General features: G+C 66.2%; 23 protein-coding genes. 19 read left to right on the top strand and 4 right to left on the bottom strand.

All coding sequences use genetic code 11. From position 1 onward, the window contains the following. Positions 1-68 precede the first annotated feature (68 nt). Positions 69-851 (bottom strand): phosphonate metabolism transcriptional regulator PhnF, encoded by a 783-nt coding sequence (phnF, locus tag FG93_RS24400; RefSeq protein WP_052514149.1) that lies wholly within the window; start codon positions 849-851, stop codon positions 69-71. Positions 852-939: 88 nt separating this feature from the next. On the opposite strand from phnF, the gene phnG reads away from it, so the two are divergent. Genes phnG through FG93_RS24360 form a run of 8 tightly spaced genes read left to right on the top strand, consistent with a single transcriptional unit; the run spans position 940 to position 7,588 of the window. Next, positions 940-1,380 (top strand): phosphonate C-P lyase system protein PhnG, encoded by a 441-nt coding sequence (gene phnG / locus FG93_RS24395; RefSeq protein WP_043239675.1) that lies wholly within the window; start codon positions 940-942, stop codon positions 1,378-1,380. Then, positions 1,380-1,982: a phosphonate C-P lyase system protein PhnH gene (gene phnH, locus FG93_RS24390; RefSeq protein ID WP_043239673.1), complete on the top strand. Its 603-nt coding sequence runs from the start codon at positions 1,380-1,382 to the stop codon at positions 1,980-1,982. Before phnG ends, phnH begins: the two co-directional genes overlap by 1 nt. Beyond that, positions 1,982-3,268, top strand: a complete 1,287-nt coding sequence (locus FG93_RS24385) for a carbon-phosphorus lyase complex subunit PhnI (RefSeq protein WP_081881815.1) — start codon at positions 1,982-1,984, stop codon at positions 3,266-3,268. The genes phnH and FG93_RS24385 overlap by 1 nt, the downstream gene beginning before the upstream one ends. Continuing rightward, positions 3,265-4,212 carry an alpha-D-ribose 1-methylphosphonate 5-phosphate C-P-lyase PhnJ gene (locus FG93_RS24380; RefSeq protein ID WP_052514148.1) on the top strand — a complete coding sequence of 316 codons (948 nt, stop codon included), beginning with the start codon at positions 3,265-3,267 and terminating at the stop codon, positions 4,210-4,212. The genes FG93_RS24385 and FG93_RS24380 overlap by 4 nt, the downstream gene beginning before the upstream one ends. A 29-nt stretch (positions 4,213-4,241) precedes the next feature. Beyond that, positions 4,242-5,015: a phosphonate C-P lyase system protein PhnK gene (gene phnK, locus FG93_RS24375; protein ID WP_043239721.1), complete on the top strand. Its 774-nt coding sequence runs from the start codon at positions 4,242-4,244 to the stop codon at positions 5,013-5,015. Between the two features lie 43 nt (positions 5,016-5,058). Next, positions 5,059-5,757 carry a phosphonate C-P lyase system protein PhnL gene (phnL, locus tag FG93_RS24370; protein WP_043239672.1) on the top strand — a complete coding sequence of 233 codons (699 nt, stop codon included), beginning with the start codon at positions 5,059-5,061 and terminating at the stop codon, positions 5,755-5,757. Continuing rightward, positions 5,757-6,896, top strand: a complete 1,140-nt coding sequence (locus tag FG93_RS24365) for an alpha-D-ribose 1-methylphosphonate 5-triphosphate diphosphatase (RefSeq protein WP_043239670.1) — start codon at positions 5,757-5,759, stop codon at positions 6,894-6,896. Before phnL ends, FG93_RS24365 begins: the two co-directional genes overlap by 1 nt. Beyond that, complete coding sequence (locus tag FG93_RS24360) at positions 6,893-7,588, top strand: DUF1045 domain-containing protein (protein WP_244448720.1); 696 nt, start codon at positions 6,893-6,895, stop codon at positions 7,586-7,588. The genes FG93_RS24365 and FG93_RS24360 overlap by 4 nt, the downstream gene beginning before the upstream one ends. On the opposite strand, the gene phnN is transcribed toward FG93_RS24360, so the two are convergent. Beyond that, on the bottom strand, positions 7,589-8,134 hold the full coding sequence (gene phnN, locus FG93_RS24355) for a phosphonate metabolism protein/1,5-bisphosphokinase (PRPP-forming) PhnN (RefSeq protein ID WP_052514145.1): 546 nt from the start codon (positions 8,132-8,134) through the stop codon (positions 7,589-7,591). It abuts the gene before it with no gap. Between the two features lie 64 nt (positions 8,135-8,198). Between phnN and FG93_RS24350 the strand changes: the two genes are divergently transcribed. Both FG93_RS24350 and FG93_RS24345 read left to right on the top strand, forming a co-directional pair. Then, on the top strand, positions 8,199-8,870 hold the full coding sequence (locus tag FG93_RS24350; RefSeq protein ID WP_043239666.1) for a chloramphenicol acetyltransferase: 672 nt from the start codon (positions 8,199-8,201) through the stop codon (positions 8,868-8,870). 143 nt (positions 8,871-9,013) lie between these two features. Then, positions 9,014-10,519: a globin-coupled sensor protein gene (locus FG93_RS24345; RefSeq protein WP_043239664.1), complete on the top strand. Its 1,506-nt coding sequence runs from the start codon at positions 9,014-9,016 to the stop codon at positions 10,517-10,519. 113 nt (positions 10,520-10,632) lie between these two features. Here the strand turns inward: FG93_RS24345 and FG93_RS24340 are convergent, their stop codons facing one another. After that, positions 10,633-11,202 (bottom strand): XRE family transcriptional regulator, encoded by a 570-nt coding sequence (locus FG93_RS24340; protein ID WP_043239662.1) that lies wholly within the window; start codon positions 11,200-11,202, stop codon positions 10,633-10,635. A 190-nt stretch (positions 11,203-11,392) separates the two neighbouring features. On the opposite strand from FG93_RS24340, the gene FG93_RS24335 reads away from it, so the two are divergent. Continuing rightward, positions 11,393-12,634, top strand: coding sequence for an MFS transporter (locus tag FG93_RS24335; protein WP_052514144.1), 1,242 nt, complete (start codon positions 11,393-11,395; stop codon positions 12,632-12,634). Positions 12,635-12,640: 6 nt separating this feature from the next. On the opposite strand, the gene FG93_RS24330 is transcribed toward FG93_RS24335, so the two are convergent. Next, on the bottom strand, positions 12,641-12,907 hold the full coding sequence (locus FG93_RS24330) for a hypothetical protein (RefSeq protein WP_043239660.1): 267 nt from the start codon (positions 12,905-12,907) through the stop codon (positions 12,641-12,643). A 349-nt stretch (positions 12,908-13,256) separates the two neighbouring features. On the opposite strand from FG93_RS24330, the gene FG93_RS24325 reads away from it, so the two are divergent. From FG93_RS24325 to bla, 8 genes are all read left to right on the top strand, one after another. After that, positions 13,257-13,754 carry a hypothetical protein gene (locus FG93_RS24325; protein ID WP_052514155.1) on the top strand — a complete coding sequence of 166 codons (498 nt, stop codon included), beginning with the start codon at positions 13,257-13,259 and terminating at the stop codon, positions 13,752-13,754. A gap of 280 nt (positions 13,755-14,034) precedes the next feature. After that, positions 14,035-14,349, top strand: a complete 315-nt coding sequence (locus tag FG93_RS24320; protein ID WP_043239658.1) for a hypothetical protein — start codon at positions 14,035-14,037, stop codon at positions 14,347-14,349. A 103-nt stretch (positions 14,350-14,452) separates the two neighbouring features. Next, a complete protein-coding gene (locus FG93_RS24315; RefSeq protein ID WP_043239656.1) occupies positions 14,453-15,124 on the top strand; it encodes an SOS response-associated peptidase in 672 nt (223 codons plus the stop codon). Between the two features lie 142 nt (positions 15,125-15,266). Further along, complete coding sequence (locus FG93_RS24310) at positions 15,267-15,518, top strand: hypothetical protein (protein WP_043239653.1); 252 nt, start codon at positions 15,267-15,269, stop codon at positions 15,516-15,518. Positions 15,519-15,756: 238 nt separating this feature from the next. After that, positions 15,757-17,190 (top strand): SEFIR domain-containing protein, encoded by a 1,434-nt coding sequence (locus FG93_RS24305; RefSeq protein WP_043239652.1) that lies wholly within the window; start codon positions 15,757-15,759, stop codon positions 17,188-17,190. A 176-nt stretch (positions 17,191-17,366) separates the two neighbouring features. Continuing rightward, complete coding sequence (locus FG93_RS24300; RefSeq protein WP_043239713.1) at positions 17,367-18,542, top strand: phosphoserine transaminase; 1,176 nt, start codon at positions 17,367-17,369, stop codon at positions 18,540-18,542. A gap of 237 nt (positions 18,543-18,779) precedes the next feature. After that, on the top strand, positions 18,780-20,369 hold the full coding sequence (gene serA, locus FG93_RS24290) for a phosphoglycerate dehydrogenase (RefSeq protein ID WP_043239711.1): 1,590 nt from the start codon (positions 18,780-18,782) through the stop codon (positions 20,367-20,369). A gap of 45 nt (positions 20,370-20,414) precedes the next feature. Further along, entirely contained in the window at positions 20,415-21,434 is a 1,020-nt protein-coding gene (gene bla / locus FG93_RS24285) for a class A beta-lactamase (protein ID WP_280114159.1), read from the top strand. Positions 21,435-21,648 lie beyond the last annotated feature (214 nt).

Below are 21,648 nucleotides of genomic sequence, written 5' to 3'. Positions count from 1 at the left end.
CTGTCCTCTCCGCTCTCCGCTCATCACAAGCGCAACTCAAAAGCCGTCGCGCGACCCCTCATCCGGCGCTACGCGCCACCTTCTCCCGCAAGGGGAGAAGGAAAGTCCGCAAACGGCTCGACCACCATTTCCATCCGTTCGCCGGCAAAGATGCCGTCGATCAGGTGGATCGGGGTCAGGTCAGGCAGCGCATCGACCGCTGTGGAGAGCATGACAGCGGCGCCGGGCTCGATCCTGAGCAGCAGCGCCTCGCGCTCGCTGGCGAGCCGCGCCGAAAGCCGTGTCGAGAGCCGCACATAATCCGGGATGCCGCAGGCGGCGAAGGCTGCGGTGATCGACGAGCCGGCCCGGCTCAGCATCTTGTCGAAATCCGGGAAGCGCTTGGCCGAGAGCAGATGCACGCCGGTGCTCACCGGCACACCACCGGCCAGACTCAGCGTCTCGATCCGCCAGAGCGGCGCCCCATCCTCCAATCGCAGGGCCGCGCAGGATTCCGCCTCGCCCCTGACGATCTCTGCACCCAGGATCGAGCCAGCCACAGCGATGCCGGCCGCGCCGAAATTGGTCCGCATGCTGACGCGCCGGCCGATGCGATAGGGAAAGCGCGGCGCCGTGACCTGCGTCCCGCGGCCGCGCGAGACGCTGACCAACCCCCGATCGGCGAGATGCCGAAAGGCCTGCCGAACCGTGTGCCGGTGCACGCCATAGCGCTCGGCCAGCGCGAGCGAAGAGGGCAGCGTCGCGCCCGTCTCGTATTCGCCGCGCCCGATCGCCGCTTCGATCTCGTCCGCGATACGCCGCCATGCCGTGGCGGCTTCGCCGGCCTGGCTGGCTGCATGGGCATCCGTCATCAAAGCTTCATCCAAAATGTATAGACCTTTCCTCGCAACACTCCTATCATAGTCTAGACATTAAGCCCTGACCAGAGAGCGACCTGAGATGAGCGGGACAACTCCACGACAGCACTGGCTGGCAATCCTCGCCCGGGCCTCTCGCGCCGAGATCGAGAGCCTCGCCGGCGGGCTCAGCGCCCTGCCCGACCATGACGTGCTGAAGGCACCCGAAACCGGGACCGTGATGGTCGAGGGTCGCGCCGGCGGCGCGGGACGCCGCTTCAATCTCGGCGAAGCCACCGTGACGCGCTGCGTCGTGCGCCTTGGCGACGGTACGATGGGTTTTTCCTACGCTCTCGGTCGCGACGGCCGGAAAGCGCGATTAGCCGCGGTGATCGACGGGCTGCTGCAGCGCGAAGGCGAAGCCGGGCCGCTCCGCAGCGGCGTCGCCGAGCTTGCAGCCCGCCAGCAGGCAGCGCGCACCCTCGCCTCGCGCAAGGCTGCAGCCACCAAGGTCGATTTCTTCACTCTGGTCCGGGGCGCGTGATGCAGGACGACACACACATTGGCACGGGCTTTTCCGACCCGGTCTTCCAGTCCCAGACCGCCTTCCGCGCCCTGCTCGGCGCCTTGTCGGAGCCCGGTCTCATCCAGGACGTCGCAAACGGCTTTGCCGCACCTGCCGGATTGGAACCGGCAACCGCCATCGGCCTGCTGACCCTCGCCGATTACGAGACGCCGATCTGGCTGCCGGCCGATCTGCGGGCGGGGCCTGCCGGGGCCTGGTTGCGCTTCCATTGCGGCGCGACCTTGGTCGATAGCCCGGCTGAAGCCGCCTTCGCCGTGCTGAACGGCACCAGCACCGCTCCGGCGCTTTCCGCATTCAGCCCCGGCAGCGACCAGTTCCCGGATCGCTCGACCAGCGTGATCGTGCAATGCGCCAGCCTCGCGGGCGGCGAGGCCGTGACGCTGACCGGCCCGGGCATCGCCGGACGCTGCGCGATTGCACCGAAGGGACTGCGCCCCGGCTTTTGGGCCGAGGTCGCGGCCAATGCCGCGCACTACCCCCTCGGCATCGACCTTATCCTGAGCCATGGCGAGACGATCATCGGCCTGCCGCGCTCGACGCAGATCCTGGAGGCCCGCTGATGTATGTCGCCGTCAAGGGTGGCGAAGCTGCCATCCTCGCCACACATGATCTCATCGCGGAAGCCCGCCGCGGCAACGAGGCCGTGCCCGAGCTGTCCGTCGCGCAGATCCGCGAGCAGATGGGGCTCGCCTGCGCCCGCGTGATGAACGAGGGCTCGCTCTACGACGCCGATCTCGCCGCGCTGGCGCTGAAGCAGGCGCAGGGCGACGCGATCGAAGCCGCCTTCCTGATGCGCGCCTACCGCACCACCCTGCCGCGCTTCGGCTCGTCGGAGCCGGTCGACACGGCGCAGATGGCGATCCGCCGCCGCGTCTCTGCCACCTACAAGGATCTGCCCGGTGGCCAGGTGCTTGGCCCGACCTATGACTACACCCACCGCCTGTTCGATTTCGCGCTGATGGAAGAAGAACCGCGACGCGCCCCCTCTCCCCTTGCGGGAGAGGGTCGGGGTGAGGGGTCGCGCGACGCTGCCGACGCGTTGCTTGCTAAACCCGCCAACGAGTCAGACCAGTGCGCCCCCTCATCCGCCCCTTTGGGGCACCTTCTCCCGCAGGGGGAGAAGGAGAGGGCGCCGCTCGATACCACCATGCCGCGCGTGCCCGACATTCTCGGCGCCGAAGGCCTGATGGAGGCAGAGGAGCCGCCGGAGGGCGATCCCCGTCCTTTCGATCTCACCCGCGAGCCGGTCTCCTTCCCCGCCGATCGCGATGTCCGGCTCCAGGCCATGGCGCGCGGCGATGAGGGTTTCATGCTCGGCCTCGGCTATTCCGTGCAGCGCGGATACGGCAATTCGCATCCCTTCGTCGGCGAGGTCCGCGTCGGCGAGGTCAGCGTCGCATTCGTGCCCGAGGAACTCGGCTTCGCCGTCGATCTGGGCGAGATCACCCTGACCGAATGCCAGATGGTCAACCAGTTCAACGGCACCAAGGATGTGCCGCCGCAGTTCACGCGCGGTTATGGCCTCGCTTTCGGCCATGCCGAGCGCAAGGCGATGTCGATGTCGCTGGTCGATCGTGCGCTCAAGGCACGCGAGTTCGGCGAGGCGGCAGAGTATCCCGCGCAGCAGGACGAGTTCGTGCTCTACCACTCGGACAATGTCGAGGCGGCCGGCTTCGTCGAGCATCTCAAGCTGCCGCACTATGTCGACTTCCAGGGCGAGCTCGAACTGATCCGCCGAATCCGCCGCGAGCGCGAACAGCGCCTGGCGCGCGAGACCCAAGAGACCCAGGTCCAAGAGACCCAGGCCCAAGAGACGCAAGACACCCTGCCGGAGGCCGCGGAATGACCCTGCATCAGATCGTCCCCGACGAGGATACGAAGCCGGCTTATAATTATGCCTATCTCGACGAGCAGACCAAGCGGATGATCCGCCGCGCCCTGCTCAAGGCTGTCGCGGTACCGGGCTATCAGGTTCCGTTCGGCTCGCGCGAGATGCCGCTGGCGCGCGGCTGGGGCACGGGCGGCATTCAGATCACCGCCGCGATCATTGGCCCGGACGATGTGCTGAAGGTCATCGACCAGGGCGCGGACGACACCACCAACGCCGTCTCGATCCGCCGCTTCTTCGAGCGCACCGCCGATGCGAAGACGACCGAGGCGACGGACGAGGCCACGATCATTCAGACCCGCCACCGCATCCCGGAGGCGCCGCTGAAGGCCGGGCAGATCATGGTCTACCAGGTGCCGCAGCCCGAGCCCCTGCGGAAGCTCGAGCCGCGCGAGGCCGAGACACGCAAGATGCACGCCTGGGCCGAATATGGGCTGATGCAGGTCAAGCTCTACGAGAATATCGCTCGCTTCGGCGAGGTGACGACGACCTATGACTATCCGGTCGACGTCAATGGCCGCTATGTGATGGCGCCCTCGCCGATCCCGAAATTCGACAATCCGAAGATGCATATGTCGCCCTCGCTCCAGCTCTTCGGAGCCGGCCGCGAGAAGCGCATCTATGCGGTGCCGCCCTATACCAGCGTGCGCAGCCTCGATTTCGAGGACCATCCCTTCCGCATCCAGAGCTGGAACGAGCCCTGCGGGCTCTGCGGCGCGACCGATTCCTATCTCGACGAAGTCGTCACCGACGACCACGGCGGGCGCATGTTCGTCTGCTCCGACAGCCACCATTGCGAGACACGGCGCGCTGACGGCCATCGCGGCGCGATGCTGGCCGACGCATCGGCCCTCCATCTCGTCGACGACAAGCAGGCCAAGGACGAGGTTTCGAAGTCATGACCCAGCATGTCTCTCCGCAGGATCTCGGCATAGATCCCGATCCGCTGCTCTCGGTCTCCGGCGTCAGCCGCTTCTATGGCGAGCGCATCGGCTGCGCCGATGTCTCCTTCGATCTCTGGCCGGGCGAGGTGCTCGGCATCGTCGGCGAATCCGGCTCGGGCAAATCGACCTTGCTCCGTTGCCTTGCCGGCATCGACCCGCCGGACGAAGGTGAGGTGCTGTTCCGCGGCTCGGGCCAGCCGCTCGACATCTATTCGGTCGCCGAGCAGGATCGCCGCCGCCTGATGCGCACGGCCTGGGGCATCGTGCACCAGAACCCGCGTGACGGCCTGCGCATGGATGTCTCCGCCGGCGGCAATGTCGGCGAGCGCCTGATGGACCGCGGCGACCGGCATTACGGCAAGATCCGCGAGCGCGCGCTCGACTGGCTCACCCGCGTCGAGATCGCCGAGAACCGCATCGACGATCGCCCGCGCCAGTTCTCGGGCGGCATGCAGCAGCGCCTGCAGATCGCCCGTGTTCTGGTCTCCGAGCCGAAACTCGTCTTCATGGACGAGCCGACCGGCGGCCTCGACGTTTCCGTGCAGGCCCGGCTGCTCGATCTGCTGCGCGTGCTGGTCCGTGATCTCGGTCTGGCCGCCATCATCGTCACGCATGACCTCGCCGTCGCGCGCCTGCTCACCGACCGGCTGATGGTGATGAAGGACGGCCGTGTCGTCGAGCAGGGGCTGACCGATCAGGTCCTGGACGACCCCCATCACGCCTACACGCAATTGCTCACCTCGGCCGTGCTGAGCGTATGAGCGTCACAATCGCGTCACCGGAACCGCGCAAGGCATCCCGATCATGACCACGATGATTCACGTCGAGAACGTCGCCAAGGCCTTTACCCTGCACAACCAGGGCGGGGTCCGGCTGCCTGTCTTCGACAATGTCAATTTCAGCGTCGAGGCCGGCGAGGCGCTCGTCCTGGCCGGAGCCTCGGGTGCCGGCAAGTCGAGCCTGCTGCGCATTCTCTACGGCAACTACCGGCCGAGCTCCGGCCATATCCACATCACCCATGCCGGCCGGGCCATCGACATCGTCGCGGCCGTGCCGCGCACGGTGCTCGATATCCGCCGGCGCACGCTCGGTTTCGTCTCGCAGTTCCTGCGCGTGATCCCGCGCGTTTCGGCGCTCGACATCGTCCGCGATCCGCTGCTGGCGCGCGGCGTCTCCGCTGATGAGGCGAGCGCACGCGCCAAGGCGATTCTCGCCCGGCTGAACCTGCCCGAGCGGCTCTGGCATCTCGCGCCCGCCACCTTCTCCGGCGGCGAGCAGCAGCGCGTCAACATCGCCCGCTCCTTCGTCGATCCGGCGCCGATCCTGCTGATCGACGAACCGACCGCCTCGCTCGATGCCGCCAATCGCGACGTCGTAGTTGACCTGATCGGCGAGGCGCGCGCAAACGGGGCCGCCATCGTCGGGATCTTCCATGACGAGGCGGTGCGCGAGCGCGTCGCCACCCGCTATCTCGACATCACCGCATTCCGGAAGGCCGCCTGATGCAGACCGTTCTCACCAATGCCAAGCTGATCCTGGAGAACGAGGTCGTCACCGGCACGATCGCCTTCGACGCGACCGGGATCACCGCTGTCGACCAGGGCCGCTCGCAACTGCCCGGCGCGATCGATATCGGCGGCGACTATGTCGCGCCCGGCCTCGTCGAGATGCATACCGACAACATGGAAAAGCACTTCATGCCCCGGCCCAAGGTGTTCTGGCCGAACGGGCTCGCAGCGGCGCTGGTCCATGACGCCCAGATGGCGGCATCCGGGGTCACCACCGTCTATGACGCGGTCTGCGCCGGCACGCCCTTCTCGGCCAAGGACTACCGCAAGGACATCTTCGCCGACGTGATGAAGGCTCTGCGCGAAGGCAAGGCCGAAGGTGTCTTCCGCATCGACCACCGCATCCACATGCGCTGCGAACTGACCAGCCCGGACCTGATGCGCGACATCGAGCCCTATCGCGAGGATGATCTCGTCCAGCTCGTCTCCCTGATGGACCACACGCCCGGCCAGCGCCAGTGGCGCGACATCCAGCACCTGCGCACCTATGCGCTCGGCAACGGCAAGACCGAGGTCGAGTTCGAGGAGGACGTCGCCGTCCGCCAGTCCGAGGGCAAGGCCAATGTGCCGCGCAACTGGAGCGCAGTGGTCGAGATGTTCCAGGCGCGCGGCATCCCGATCGCAACCCATGACGACACCACAGTCGATCATGTCGAGGCCGGCGTCGCGTCGGGCGCCGTGATCTCGGAATTCCCGACCACGATCGAGGCGGCGGCGGCCGCGAAGCAGCGCGGGCTTGCCACCATCGCCGGCGCGCCGAACGTCGTGCGCGGCGGCTCGCATTCCGGCGGTGTCTCGGTCTCCGAACTGGCCGAGAAGGGCCTGCTCGACGGCCTCTCCTCGGATTACGTTCCGGCAAGCCTGCTGCAGGCCGTGCTGAAGCTCCATGCCAGCCATGGCATCACGCTGCCGGAGGCCATGGGCATGGTGACCTGGAAGGTCGCCGACATCCTCGGCCTGAAGGATCGCGGCCATCTCAAGACTGGCCTGCGCGCCGACCTGGTGCGCTTCAAGGCACTCGGTGCGACACCGGTGATCGCCGCCGTCTGGTCGAAGGGCGAGCGCGCATTTTGAGCACGCCGCGCTACGCTCTCTACTACGCCCCCGCCGCCGACAGCGCCCTCTGGCGCTTCGGCAGCGCCGTGCTGGGCTATGACGCCGTCACCGGCGCGGAAATTCCCGCCCTGGTGCCGCCCGGCTGCGATGACAGCCAATGGCCGACCCTGACGGAGGAGCCGCGCCGCTACGGTTTCCACGCCACGCTGAAGGCACCCTTCGAGCTGGCTGCCGGTCGCAGCGAAGGCCAGTTGCGCGCCTTCGCCCATAATTATGCCGCAGGCCTCGAGAGCGTCCGGCTCGACGGCCTGAGCATCACCGCGCTTGGCTCCTTCATCGCGCTGACCCCCTCGGCCGAAAGCCCGGCGCTGCAACGCTTCGCCTTCACCCTCGTCCAGGCCTTCGAGCCGTTTCGCGCTCCGCTGGCCGAGGCCGACATGGCGCGGCGCCTCAAGCACCCGCTGACCCCGGCCCAGCGCGCCTATCTCGAAGCCTATGGCTATCCCTATGTCGGCGACGCCTTCCGTTTCCACATGACGCTGACCGGCTCGCTGCCGACTGCTCTCGGTGCCCCGGTGCAGCTCGCCCTCAGCGCTGCGTATGCACAGGCCGTTCCGGCGAAGCCCGCCGTGATCGACCGCATCGCGCTCTTCAAGCAGGATACACGGGCAGGCCGCTTCCGCCTGCTCGACAGCTTTCCGCTGGCCTGATCAGCGATGCGGGCTGAGCGCGGTCAGCACGGCGACGAACTCGCCAGCCGCCTCGGCCACGGTCCGGTCGTTCTGGATCGAGACCAGTTGCGCGCGCTCGGTCGTCAGCGGCACCTCGCGGGCAAGCCTGGCCCGGATATCGGCCTCGCTTTCGCGTCCGCGCGCTGCCAGCCGCCTGGCAAGGACCCCGTTCGGGGCGGTGATGTTGACCACCGTCACCCGCCCGGCGAGACGCTCGGCCGCCGGAACGGCACGACGCGAGCCATTGGCGATGACCACCTGCCCGCCCGCGATGCCGGCCAGCGCCACGGCTGGAATGCCGTAGCAGAGGCCATGGGCCCGCCAGCTCAGCGCGAGTTCGCCGCGCGCTTCGGCCGCGTCGAATTCGGCCGCGCTGCAGCTGTCATGGTCCTCGGCTCCGGCCATGGCCTGACGGGTGATCAGGCGGCGCACGAAGGCGAAGCGGCCATCGCCCGCCAGCGCGGCACGGGCGGCATCCATCAGCGTGTCCTTGCCCGCTCCGGACGGGCCAACCACCAGCACCAAGACACCCGATCCTGCAGCCGCCACGGCTGCAGAGGGGTCCAGCAGATCTTGAGAGGATGATGACATGGCGGGCAAGAAACTCGGACTTGAACCTGTGATCGACCCGACCGCTCACGTGCGGCAGGCGACGCTCGGGCGCTACACCGAAATCGGCGCGCGCACCTCCTTCGTCGAGTCGACGATGGGCGACTACTCCTATGTCGTGAACGACTCGAATGTCATTTACACGACAATCGGCAAATTCTGTTCGATCGCGGCGATGACCCGCATCAACCCCGGCAACCACCCGATGCAGCGGGCAAGCCAGTCGCATTTCAGCTACCGCGCCAGTGCCTATTTCGACGATGCCGAGGACGACGCGCCCTTCTTCGCCTGGCGGCGCTCGACGCCGGTAACGATCGGCCACGATGTCTGGATCGGCCATGGCGCGATCGTGCTCGCCGGCCGCTCGATCGGCACGGGTGCCGTCGTGGCCGGCGGCGCCGTCGTCACCAAGGACGTGCCGGCCTACACCATCGTCGCCGGCAACCCGGCCAGATCGATCCGCCGGCGCTTTCCCGAAGACATCGCCGAGCGGCTGATCGCGCTGTCCTGGTGGGATTGGGATCACGCCGCCTTGCGCGCCGCGCTTGACGATTTCCGGACGCTGCCCGTCGAAGCCTTCCTCGAGCGCTACGAAGGCCTGCGGCGGGCCGCTTGCAACCAAGACCCGCGCCTGTCGCGGGCGTCGGCGTAACGAACGGTCCTGCGGCATAGGACCACAGACGCTCCGGACCGCAGGGGAGCGCCGCGATCGTTCTTCGGTTGTTAACCAGCCATCGCCGAGTTTCCCTCAGGCGTGCCGAGGGGGCTCGGCGCATCAGGCTTGAGTAAACGGCTATGGCACCATCCGACGATCTCGCCCGGCGGCGCGACTTCATGAAGCTCGGTCCGGACGCGTTGCGGCGCATCCACGATGTCGAGGAGACGCTGCTCGAGGCCCTGCCGGATGCGCTCGGCGCCTTCTATGCGCAGGTCCGCGCCTTCCCCGAAACCCGCGTCTTCTTCGGCAGCGACGCCCATATCGAGCACGCGAAGAGCAAGCAGCTCGGTTACTGGGACCGCATCGCCAGGGGCCAGCTCGACGAGGATTATGTCGCCGCCGTCACCACGGTCGGCAAGGTCCACGCCAGGATCGGGCTGGAGCCGCGCTGGTATATCGGCGGCTATGCCCTGCTACTGGAGCAGCTGATCGGCAAGGTGCTGGAAGCGCGCTGGCCGAAGGGCCGCTTCGGCGGCAAGATCGAAGGCGCCGAAGAGCGTGCCGCCGAGATCACCGCCATCGTCAAGGCGACCCTGCTCGACATGGACTATGCCATCTCGGTCTATCTCGAAGCCTCCGAGGCTGCCCGCCTCAAGGTCGAGGCGGAAGCCCGCGCCGTCGAGCAGGCCAAGGCGGCCGAACGCGACAGGGTCGTCAGCCTGGTCAGCGAGGGCATGGCCGCGCTCGCCAAGGGCGACCTGACCTTCCGCATGGATGCGGAGATGCCGCCCGAATACGCGCTGCTGCGCAGCCATTTCAATCACGCCATGGAACAGCTCGGCGAGATGGTCACGACCATCAAGGCGACATCGGGCGCGATCGCCACCTCCTCGCAGGAGATCGCGTCCGGCGCCGACGACCTGTCGCGGCGCACCGAAGAGCAGGCCGCCGCGCTCGAACAGACGGCTGCCACCACCGAAGAACTCGCGGCATCCGTGAAAACCTCGGCCCAGTCTTCGCGTGATTCGGTTGCGCTGGCCGACGACGCCGCCGCCGTTGCCCGCACCGGCGGCACCATCGTCAGCGACGCGATCGAGGCCATGACGCGCATCGAGCAGGCCTCGAAGAAGATCTCGGAGATCACCACGGTGATCGACGGCATCGCCTTCCAGACCAATCTTCTCGCCCTCAACGCCGCGGTCGAGGCGGCGCGTGCGGGTGATGCCGGGCGCGGCTTTGCGGTGGTTGCAGCCGAGGTCCGGGCGCTCGCCCAGCGCTCGGCGGAAGCCGCTAAGGACATCACCGGGCTGATCGGCTCCTCCGATGCCGAGGTCGCCGAGGGCGTCCGGCTCGTCCGCCTCGCCGGCGGCACGCTGGAAAAGATCGTCGACGCCTCCATGCGTGTCTCCGGCACCGTCAACGAGATCGCCGTCGCCTCCGGCGAACAGGCCAATGGCATCGACGAGATGAGCCAGACGGTCAGCCACATGGACGAGATCACCCAGAGCAACGCGGCGCTCGCCGAACAGAGCGCGGCCTCGGCCCGGACCCTGCTCAGCCAGATCGAGCGGCTGAACCAGCTCGTCGCGGCCTTCCGCACGCAGGAGCAGCGCGCAGCGGCGGCCCGGCATCGGGCGGCCTAAAGCATCGACCCGAAAAGTGGATTGCGGTTTTCGGGGCAAAGCCGATGCAAACACGGAAAGGTTAGATCATCGGACCGGATACGAAATCCGGTCCGATGATCTAGAAACCTGGGCTATCTCCGGACGAGGGCGACGAGATAGACGCTCTCGCCCGCGCCCGGGTTGAAGAAGGACGAATCCGCCGGCGGCCCGAGCTGCAGGCAGTCGCCCTGCTGCAGGGCGTGGGTGACGCCGCCTTCGCGGAATTCGAGCTGGCCTTGCAGCACCCAAATCTGCTGGCGCTGGAACAGGAAGGCGGCGGCCGGATACGGCACCCGCACACCGGGCGGCAGCGAGATCTGCAGCAGCTCGAGGATATCTCCGGAGGGCGGCGAGATCGTCCGGCGGACATAGCCGGTTTCCGGATCCTGCCAGACCGGCTGATGGCCATGGCGGCTGATCCGGTCCTCCGAGCGCTCGGCCAGCGCCAGCAGCACCGAGAGCGACAGGCCGAAAGCGCCCGACAGCCGCCCGAGGACCGTCGCCGTCGGACTCGCGTCGCCACGCTCGATCTTGCTGATCATCGCCTTCGAGACACCTGAACGCTCGGCAAGATCGGCCAGCGACCAGCCGCGCGTGTCCCGCTCGATCCGGATGCGGGCGGCGATAGCCTGGTTGGGGTCGTCTGGGCTCTGGGAACGCATGGCCTCTCAGTGACCTGCTTTCGAGGCGGGACTTAAGCTCTTCCGGCGTCTCGCCTATCCGCTCAAGAGGCTCGAACCGAAAAAATGACGCGCCAGGCCCGAGTCGTCTTCTATAGAAGTCATACGTATACTATAGGAGACGGAAAGGCGCCGCCGGATGGTTCTGTCGGGCGCAGAAGGCCGGTGAACGATGCATCCTGGACTCCGGACTCTCGGCGGCACCGCCACCCCGCATGCGGCGAAGACGCGCGGGTTGGCCCTTCTCCTCCTGGCCGAAACCCTGGCGATGGCGGCCTGGTTCGCCTCGGCCGCGGCTATCGCGGCGATCCGGCGGGAGCAGCCGCTCGAACCGCTGAGCGAAGTGCTGCTCACCAGCTCCGTCCAGGCCGGCTTCGTCCTCGGCACGCTCGCGAGCAGCTTGCTCGGCCTGGCCGACCGCTTCGACCCGCGCCGCCTCTTCGCCCTCTCCGGGGCGGTGGCGGCCGCGCTGACCGCGTCGCTGGCGCTGCTGCCCCCGGTCGAGCCGGTGACGATCGCCCTGCGGGTCCTGACCGGCTTGTGCATGGCCGGCATCTACCCGGTCGGCATGCGCATCGCCGCGACCTGGGCGAACCGGGACCTCGGTCTGCTGATCGGCCTCCTGGTCGGCGCCCTCGTCATCGGCTCGGCGAGCCCGCATTTGCTCGGAGCCTTCGAGGGCATCGGCTGGCGCGGCATCTATCTCGGCGCCGCCGCCTCGACGCTGTGCGGCGCTCTTCTGATCCTGCCCGCCGGGCTTGGGCCCCATCTCGTCCGGCGCGCCGGCCTCGATCTCGGCCAGTTCGCCCATGCCTGGCGCAATCCGGCGCTGCGGCTCGCCAATGCCGGCTATTGCGGCCACATGTGGGAGCTCTACGCCATGTGGGCCTGGCTCGGCGTGTTCCTGCAGCAGAGTGCCGCCGGCCGCGACCCGCAAGCCGGGCACGGCTCCGCCGCGCTGCTGACCTTCTTCGCCGTCGCCTCCGGTGCGCTCGGCGCCTGGCTCGGCGGCTGGCTCGCCGACCGGCTCGGCCGCACCGCGGTCACCATCGGCGCCATGGCGCTGAGTGGCACCTGCGCGCTGGCAATCGGCTGGCTCGCGGCAGCCCCTGTCATTCTGGCTCTCGTCGCGATTCTCTGGGGCATCTCGGCCGTGGCCGACTCCGCCCAGTTCTCGGCCAGCGTCGCCGAACTCGCCGAGCCCTCACTGGTCGGCACGATGATCACGGCGCAGACCTGCGCCGGCTTCCTGGTGACGCTTGCCTCGATTCACCTGGTGCCGCATCTCGTCTCGGCCTTCGGCTGGACGGCGGCCTTCTCGGTGTTGGCGCTTGGCCCCGCCGCCGGCTGCTGGGCCATGTGGCGGCTGCGCCGGCATCCCGACGCAAGCAGGCTCGCGGACGGGAACCGCTGAGGACGCCTACCCCTCCGTCGCCCGCGCCACCGCCTGGCCCAGCCGCGCGATCGCCTCGGCGGCACCCGCCTTCAGCGTGACGTCCTGCGCCTCGGCATCCCTGGAGAGCTGCTCGGTCAGCGCCGCGAGGCTGATCTCGTAGCCGCTCGCTGCGAGCTTCAGCACCGCGTTCGCCAGGACATTGGGCCAATAGGCAGCACCGCCCTTGGCCAGCCCCTTCGCCTTGCGGCCCTCGAACTCCTTGGTGAGTTGCTCCGGCGTCTTCCTGGCCATGTCCGTCTCCGGTTCCGAATGCTGGTTTGGCCCCATGGACGAGACGGAAGCGGCGCGGTCAAGCCTGTTGGCGGTACGACAGGCCGCGACGCCCCTGCCTTCTCCGTGCGGGAGACGGTGGCGTGGAACACTGGGGGACTTTCCCCGACATGCCCGGCCTCGTGCCGGGCGCCGCCATACCGGACGTATGGGCAGCCAAGTTCAGAACCGTGATCGACGGCGCCAGAATCCCTCATGGACCGTTCATTTTCCGAGGAATAATCTCGTTTCCGGAGGCCTGACCGGGATGGGATGCGCTCGCCCGGCCCAGGTTCCGCCGACGGGCATGCCCCGTCAGGAGACGATGACCATGACCAAGACCAGCACTGCGCTTGCCCTCGGCCTGTTTGCGCTCGCGGGCGGCTTCGTCCTGCCGGCGGCGACTCCGGCCCAGGCCCTGACGATGAAGGAATGCAGCACAAAATATAACACCGCCAAGTCCGCCAACACACTGGGCGGCCAATCCTGGAACGACTTCCGCAAGAGCCAGTGCAGCGACGCCGCCCCGGCTGCCGCGACGCCGGCTGCTGCCCCGGCCGCCCAGCCGAAGCCGCCGATGGCAGCGCCCGCCGCTGCGCCGGCTCAGGCGAAGCCAAGCGCCGCCACACCGGCCGCCATGGGCAACGCTGTCTTCCCGACCAAGGTCGACCCGAAATACGCCTCCGAGACCGCCGGCAAGCAGCGTTTCAAGACCTGCAACGACCAGTACAACCTCAACAAGGCCAGTGGCGGCAATGGCGACCTGAAATGGATCCAGAAGGGTGGTGGCTATTACAGCCAGTGCAACGCCAAGCTGAAAGGCGTCTGAGCCAGGCGCACGGCGCCCGCTTCCCCCTCGCTCTGATCTCGGTCCTGCCCGAGATCAGCTCCCAGAAGCATCGAAGTCGGGAACACCCGACTTCGATCAGGGCGAGGGATTCCCTGCATCTCCCCGGGAAGGAATTGCCCGGCAGTTTCTTCCCGCCTGCCGGATTTTCGCGCGTGGCGGCGAGGTGGCCAGCCATTAGAGCATTGAAAAGTAACGACTTCTCCGGAACCGCCGTTGGCCCGCCCCTTGCGTGAGGCGTGCAACCAGTCCGGAGGTTGCCATGTCGATTTCAATCTCGTCGTCCCAGCCGGCGACATCGCTTGCCGATGCCTTCAAGACCGTTGCCAAGGTTGCCGACAAGTCCGCGGCGCAGAAGACGGCGGAGACGGATTTCCTCAAGCACGCCCAGATGACGCCGGCCGAGCGCATGCATACCGCGATGCTCGCCAAGTTCGGGCTGACCAAGGAACAGTTCGACCAGCTCGATCCCAAGGCCAAGGGTGAGATCGCCGACAAGATCCGCGACGAGATCAGGAAGCAGCTGGAAGCCAGCGGCACGATGCGGACAGGCGTGATCACCGACAAGAAGGTCTGAACGGGCGCGAGCCCCTCCCCGCGCCGGGAAGGGTCAGCGCCGCGCTTTACAGCGCCACTGCCGCCGCATCATCCTGCCCCTCCCCGGTCGGCAGGATGACGCCATGTGTGGACGCTTCAGCCAGGCCTTTACCTGGGAGGAGATCGTCGCCTTCAGCCAGCCGCTGGCGGTGCCGGCCGAGCGGGCCAATCTCCAGCCGCACTACAATCTCGCGCCGACCGACACGGTGCGGATCATCGTCAAGACGCCGCTCGGCCGCGAGCTCATCCCGGCGCGCTGGGGGCTGATCCCGCCCTGGCACAAGGGCAGGCCGAACGAGGCCGGTGCCACCTTCAATGCCCGCGTCGAGTCGGTGGCGACGAAGCCGGCCTTCCGCTCGGCCTTCAGGAGCCGGCGCTGCATCATCCCGGCCAGCGGCTTCTTCGAATGGACCGGCCCGAAGGGCGAAAAGACCCCGCATTTCATCAGCGCCGCCGACGGCGCGCTGCTCGCCTTCGCCGGGCTCTGGGAACGCTGGAAGGACCCGGAGACCGGGCAGGAGATCATCAGCTGCACGATCATCGTGCGCGATCCGGTCGCCGGCATTGCGACGCTGCATGACCGCATGCCCTGCATGCTTCACCCCAGCGATTTCGGCGCCTGGCTCGACGGCTCCGCCGGCGAAAAGCTGCTGACGGATCCGCCGCCGGCGCTGCGCGACTGGATCGTCGACCGCCGCGTCAACAAGAGCGGCGTCGGCGATGACGATCCGGCGACGATCACGCCGGTCGATTAGCCGGCTGGCGCAGAGATCCTTCGCCTTCTGCGATGCCCTGTCTGCAGGCCAGGGCGTCGGTCAGCGTCGTTGCGCAGCACGGCCGAGCAGTGCAGGAGCGGCGCCAAAGGGCCGCATGGCCCGGCCGTTCAGGACAACCATCATGCCTCTCCCTTCCCGCGCACTTGTCGCGGTCTTCGCCTGCCTCCTCCTCACCTCCCCGGCATCAGCCGCGATCACCGACCCGGAGATGACCTGCGCCGCCTATCTCAGGAGCAGCGGCCACAAGCCGCCGGCCGGCCATGCCGCCAGGGACAGGACGCCCGCCGATGTCGCAGCCAGGATCAGGGCTTTTTGCGCCGCGAACCCGAAGATGAAGGCAATGGACGCGGAGATGACGATGACGGGGGATTGAGGCGGACTGGCGTGACCGGTGCTCCGTCATCCGCACACCTTCCACCGACGTGCTCGGGCTTGTCCCGAGCACGTCTTGGGAGTTTCTCGCCGAAAACTCTCGCGCGGAGGGAGAGATGCAGGAATACCGAGTACGATCCGCTCGCACTCGACGTTGGATTTGCCCTAGTGGGCAGAGCGTCGAGACCCACGGGCGAAAACACCATGCCCATCAGAGGCACCAGTAATAAGAGGACCTTATGAATCAAGATGCCGTCAAGCACCCTAAGCTCTTCATTTCTTATAGCTGGACTTCCGCGGCTCATGAAGAATGGGTTCTGGAACTGGCACATGAACTCGCAAGTAATGGCATTGAAGTTATTCTAGACAAATGGGGTCTGCGGGAGGGCCACGACGCTAACGCGTTTATGGAATCCATGGTGTCCGACCCGACTGTCACCAAGGTGGTCCTGATATGTGATAAAACCTACGCGGAAAAATCAGACGCCCGCAGAGGCGGTGCCGGAACAGAAGCGCAGATTATCACGCCAGAGCTTTATGCAAAAAGGGATCAGAGCAAGTTTGTGGCCGTGATCCGTGAGAAAAATGAGGATGGCACGCCGTGCCTGCCGATCTATTACAAGGGCCGTATCTATATCAATCTTGCCGACGATAGTGATTATGCCCAGCAGTTTGAACGACTTGTTCGTTGGGCTTGGGACAAACCTCAGTTCGTAAAGCCAAAAATCGGCGACATGCCGCTATTCCTCGCACAAGCAAATGCGCCGAAGCTCAACACAACAATTGCGTTTCGCCGGGCTCTCGATGCTGTCCGGAGTGGGCGCGAGAATGCCGCTGCGGCGCTGTCGGACTACTTCGATGTGGTTGTGCGGGAACTCGAGAATTTCAGGCTCGTCCCCGGCTCGGGCGACTTCGATGAACAGGTGACCGAAAACATTGAGCAGTTTGTCCCGTATCGGAACGAGTTGATTGAGATTTTTCTGTCCATCGCGAAGGCAAGCCCATCGGAAGACAGTACGAAATCACTTCACAGATTTGTCGAGGCACTGATCCCTTACCTAGACCGCCCAGAGAATATGAATTCATACAAAACGGATCAATTCGACAATTTCAAGTTCATTGTTCATGAAATATTTCTTTATATCATCGGAACTCTACTGAAATACGAGCGCTTTAATGCGGCACAATATCTTCTAGATACTGAGTACTATCAAGCAATCACGCGCGCCGGTGACGACATGGTTCCCTTCACTAGGCTGTACAACCATATGGAATCATTTGAAGCCCGCAGCCGTCGGCTCGGCCGCACCTCTGCGCGGGCGGATATTCTCAAAGCGAGGTGCCAAGCGGTCGGCCTGGACTTTCGCCATCTGCTGTCGGCCGACTTCGTTTTATATCTACGCGCCGCCATGACCAGCTCTTGGGCTCCCTGGTGGCCGGAAACTCTCATATTCGTCTCGCCCGGCTCGGCAACGATGGAAATCTTCGCTCGGGCCAGATCTGCGGCTTACTTCGAGAGAATTCGTGGGATGCTGGGCACACCGAGCGTGGGCGATTTCAGAACTAGGGTAGCAGAGATGAGCAAAGATCAGCGCGGAGCAATCGGCTGGCGGTACCACCGGGTGAGCGTGAGCAACCTCGCGCGCATCGAAGAGCTTTGCACTCGACCCTAAATGTCCAGCCGTGGTTCTCTGGCCCTGTTAATCCCGGCTACGCCCTGGCATTGCCATATTGCCCTCCGTTTCACACACCACGTCACCCTTGACTCCCCCCGCCCTGATCCCCTACCCCCATCGACGGGACACGCCGCCCCAACGCGGCGCGCCCATCTGTAAGGATGGAGACATCGATGGCGAATACTGTTCCGGCTGCGCGTCCGCGCGTGCCGCATTTCTCGTCCGGCCCCTGCGCCAAGCGCCCCGGCTGGTCCCTCAAAGCCCTGTCTGACGCGGCGCTCGGCCGCTCGCACCGTGCCAAGATCGGCAAGGACAAGCTCAAGCTCGCGATCGACCTGACGCGTGAGATCCTGCAGGTGCCGGCGGATTACCGCATCGGCATCGTGCCCGCGTCCGATACCGGCGCCGTCGAGATGGCGATGTGGTCGCTGCTCGGAGCGCGCGGCGTCGACATGCTCGCCTGGGAGAGCTTCGGCGAAGGCTGGGTGACCGATGTCGCCAAGCAGCTCAAGCTCAGCGACGCCCGCATCTTCACCGCGCCCTATGGCGAGCTGCCGAACCTGAAAAAGGTCGACACGAAAAATCGCGACGTCGTCTTCACCTGGAACGGCACGACCTCCGGCGTGCGCGTCGTCGACGCGAGCTGGATCGCCGATGACCGCGAGGGCCTGACGATCTGCGACGCGACCTCGGCCGCCTTCGCCCAGCGCCTCGACTGGCCAAAGCTCGATGTCACGACCTTCTCCTGGCAGAAGGTCCTGGGCGGCGAGGCGGCGCATGGCATGATCGTGCTCTCGCCGCGCGCCGTCGAGCGCCTCCTGACCTACAAGCCGGCCTGGCCGCTGCCGAAGGTTTTCCGCATGACCTCCGGCGGCAAGCTCTCCGAGGGTATTTTTGTCGGCGAGACGATCAACACGCCCTCCATGCTCGCGGTCGAGGATTATCTCGATGCGCTCGCCTGGGCGAAGAAGGTCGGCGGGTTGGACGGGCTGGTGAAGCGCGCTGACGGCAATGCCCGCCTGCTCGCTAAATTCGTGCGCGAGAACGACTGGATCGATTTCCTCGCGGTGAAGCCGAAGACGCGCTCGAACACGAGCGTCTGCCTGAAGTTCACCGACCCGGCGGTGACGGCGCTGCCGGCCGACGCGCAGGCGGCGTTTGCCAAGCAGGTGGTGTCGATCATCGAGAAGGCCGGGGCCGGCTTCGATCTCGGGCATTATCGCGACGCCCCTCCCGGCCTGCGCATCTGGTGCGGCGCGACCGTGCAGAGCCGCGACCTCAAGGCGCTGCTGCCCTGGATCACCTATGCCTTCAACGAGGCCAAGGCCGCGCTGAAGAAGGCGGCGTAAGCGCCGCCGCGCCGACCTCACGATCATGGTCGGGCTTGGCCCGACCATCCCGCCTTGCAACGCCGATGGCATGCAGGACGATGACCTTGAGGTCGGCCCGGCCGTTTTGCCCAGGTGCGGGCCTGTACCCCGCGCGAAGACGTGGATGGTCGCCGCAAGGGCGGCCATGACGACCTTCCCCTTTCGGCCCGCCCTGATGCGCGGGCAACCGAGGTATTCCCCATGACCGCGCCCAAGATGACCGCCCCCAAAGTCCTGATTTCGGACGCTCTTTCTCCCGCCGCCGTGCAGATCTTCAAGGATCGCGGCATCGACGTGACCTTCGATCCGAGCCTCGGCAAGGACAAGGACAAGCTCGCCGCGATCATCGGCGAGTATGACGGCCTCGCCATCCGCTCGGCGACCAAGGCCACCGCCAAGCTCCTGGAGCAGGCAAAAAACCTCAAGGTCATCGGCCGCGCCGGCATCGGCGTCGACAATGTCGAGATCCCGGCCGCAACCGCGCGCGGCATCATCGTGATGAACACGCCCTTCGGCAATTCGATCACCACCGCCGAGCACGCCATCGCCATGATGTTCGCGCTCGCCCGTCAGATTCCCTCCGCCGATCTCTCGACCCAAGCCGGCAAGTGGGAAAAGAACCGCTTCATGGGCGTCGAGATCACCGCCAAGACGCTCGGCCTGATCGGCTGCGGCAATATCGGCTCGATCGTCGCCGAGCGCGGCATCGGACTGAAGATGCGCGTCATCGCCTTCGACCCCTATCTCTCGCCGGAGCGGGCCGTGCAGCTCGGCGTCGAGAAGGTCGAGCTCGACGAACTCTTGAAGCGTGCGGACTTCATCACCCTGCATGTGCCGATGACCGAGAAGACCAAGAACATCCTCTCGGCCGAGAACCTCGCCAAGACCAAAAAGGGCGTGCGCATCATCAACTGCGCCCGCGGCGGGCTGGTCGACGAGGCAGCACTCGCCGAGCTGATCAAGTCCGGCCATGTCGCCGGCGCGGCCTTTGACGTGTTCTCGGCGGAACCGGCCGAGACGAACCCGCTCTTCGGGCTGGAGAACGTCGTCTGCACGCCGCATCTCGGCGCCTCGACCAACGAGGCGCAGGAGAATGTCGCCCTCCAGGTCGCCGAGCAGATGTCGGACTATCTGCTCAAGGGCGCGATCACCAATGCGGTCAACTTCCCGTCGATCTCGGCCGAGGAAGCGCCGCGGATCAAGCCCTTCGTGGCGCTGGCCGAAAAGCTCGGCTCCTTCCTGGGGCAGCTCACCGAGGCCGCCGTCAAGGGCATCCGCATCGAGTACGAGGGCGCGGTCGCCCATCTCAACCTGAAGGCGATCTCGGCCGCGGCGATCACCGGCGTGCTGCGGCCCTTCCTGCCCGAGATCAACATGGTCAACGCCGCGATGATCGCCAGGGAGAAGGGCATCATCGTCGAGGAGATGACCCGCGAGGTCGCCGGCAATCTCGAAAGCGTCATCCGCATCGTCGTCGAAGCCGAGGACATGCCGCGCCATGCCTCCGGCACGGTGTTCCAGGACGGCAAGCCGCGCATCGTCGAGATCCGCGACATCGCCATCGACGCCGAGTTCGCTCCGCACATGCTCTATGTCCGCAATGCCGACAAGCCGGGCTTCATCGGTCAGTTCGGCTCGCTGCTCGGCGAGGCCGGGGTCAATGTCGCGACCTTCAATCTCGGCCGTGACAAGCCGGGCGGCGATGCGATCTGTTATGTCGCCGTCGACGAGGCGATCTCGGATGAGCTTCTCGCCAAGATCCACGAGATCCCGATGGTGAAGCGGGCACGCCGGCTGAAGTTCTGAGGCCGCCTGCATCGCGCCCAAACGGCGCCGCAATCCCGATCCCCTGTGGCCCCGCCACAGGGGATTTTTCATGTCGCGATTCGCCGCTCTCGCCCTCGCCTGCCTCATCGCCACGCCAGCCCTCGCCGACTGGGACAGGGCGAGGCTAGACAGCGGCATCAAGGCCATCGAACAGGAGGCGAGAGGCCGTCTCGGCGTCGCGCTGATCGACCTAAAGGACCGCAAGAGCTGGCGCATCGCGGGCAGGAGCGCTTCCCGATGCAGAGCGTCTTCAAGCTGCCGCTCGCGGTCGCGGTGCTGCAGTCGATCGAGGCCGGCAAGCTCAGGCTCGACCAGGAGATCCGGGTGAAGCGCAACGAGCTCGCGCTCTATTGGAGCCCGATGAAGAAGGGCTTCACGGGCGAAGAACAGGGCTACACGGTCACGGATCTTCTGACCCGCTCGACCGGCGCAAGCGACAACAGCACCGCCGACGTGCTGATGAAGCGAATCGGCGGGCCGAAGGTCGTCACGACAATGCTGAGCGAAGGCGGCATCGCCGGAATCTCCGTCGACCGCTATGAGCGCGAGTTCCAGCCCGAGATCGCCGGGCTGCCGGCCTTCGCCTGGGACGAGGTCATCGACGACGAAGCTTTCGAGGCCGCGATCGCGGCCATGCCGAAGGAGACGCGGCGCGTGGCGCTGGAACGCTATATCAAGGGCGAGGTACGGGATTCCACTACGCCCGAGGCCTCGATCGCCTTTCTCGAAGGCCTCGCCAGGGGCAACTGGCTGCGCGAGCCGGCGCATGACCGGCTTCTGACCGAGATCCTCGTGAAATCACCAACTGACGCCCAGCGTGTCCGGGCCGGCCTCCCCACTGGAGCAACCTTCGCCCACAAGACCGGCACCGGCGACACGCTCGACGGCATCAACAGCGCCACCAACGATATCGGGATCGTCGCCCTGCCCGACGGGCGGCGCTTCGCGATCGCGGTCTACCTTGCCGGAGCGAAAGTCGACGCCAAGGGGCGCGAAGCGGCGCATGCAGCGGTGGCGAAGCTCGCGGTAGAGAGCCTGAAGTAAGGCATCGACCCGAAAAGTGGAGTGCGGTTTTCGGGAAAGCCGATGCAAATACAGGAGGTTAGATCATCGGACTATGATATCCGGTTCGATGATCTAATACCAAGTCTCGTTGATCAGAACCGATAGGCCCAGTCACGGATGCCGATGGACATAATGCGCCATGGCTGGTCGATGAGCTTGTTCCAGGCGTAGCAGCAGTGATCGACGATATCCT

This window comes from Allobosea sp. LC85 (genome assembly GCF_000735605.1).
GTDB lineage: Bacteria > Pseudomonadota > Alphaproteobacteria > Rhizobiales > Beijerinckiaceae > Allobosea.
Note: the sequence above shows the minus strand (reverse complement) of the source record. Positions and strands in the feature narration are given on the sequence as shown.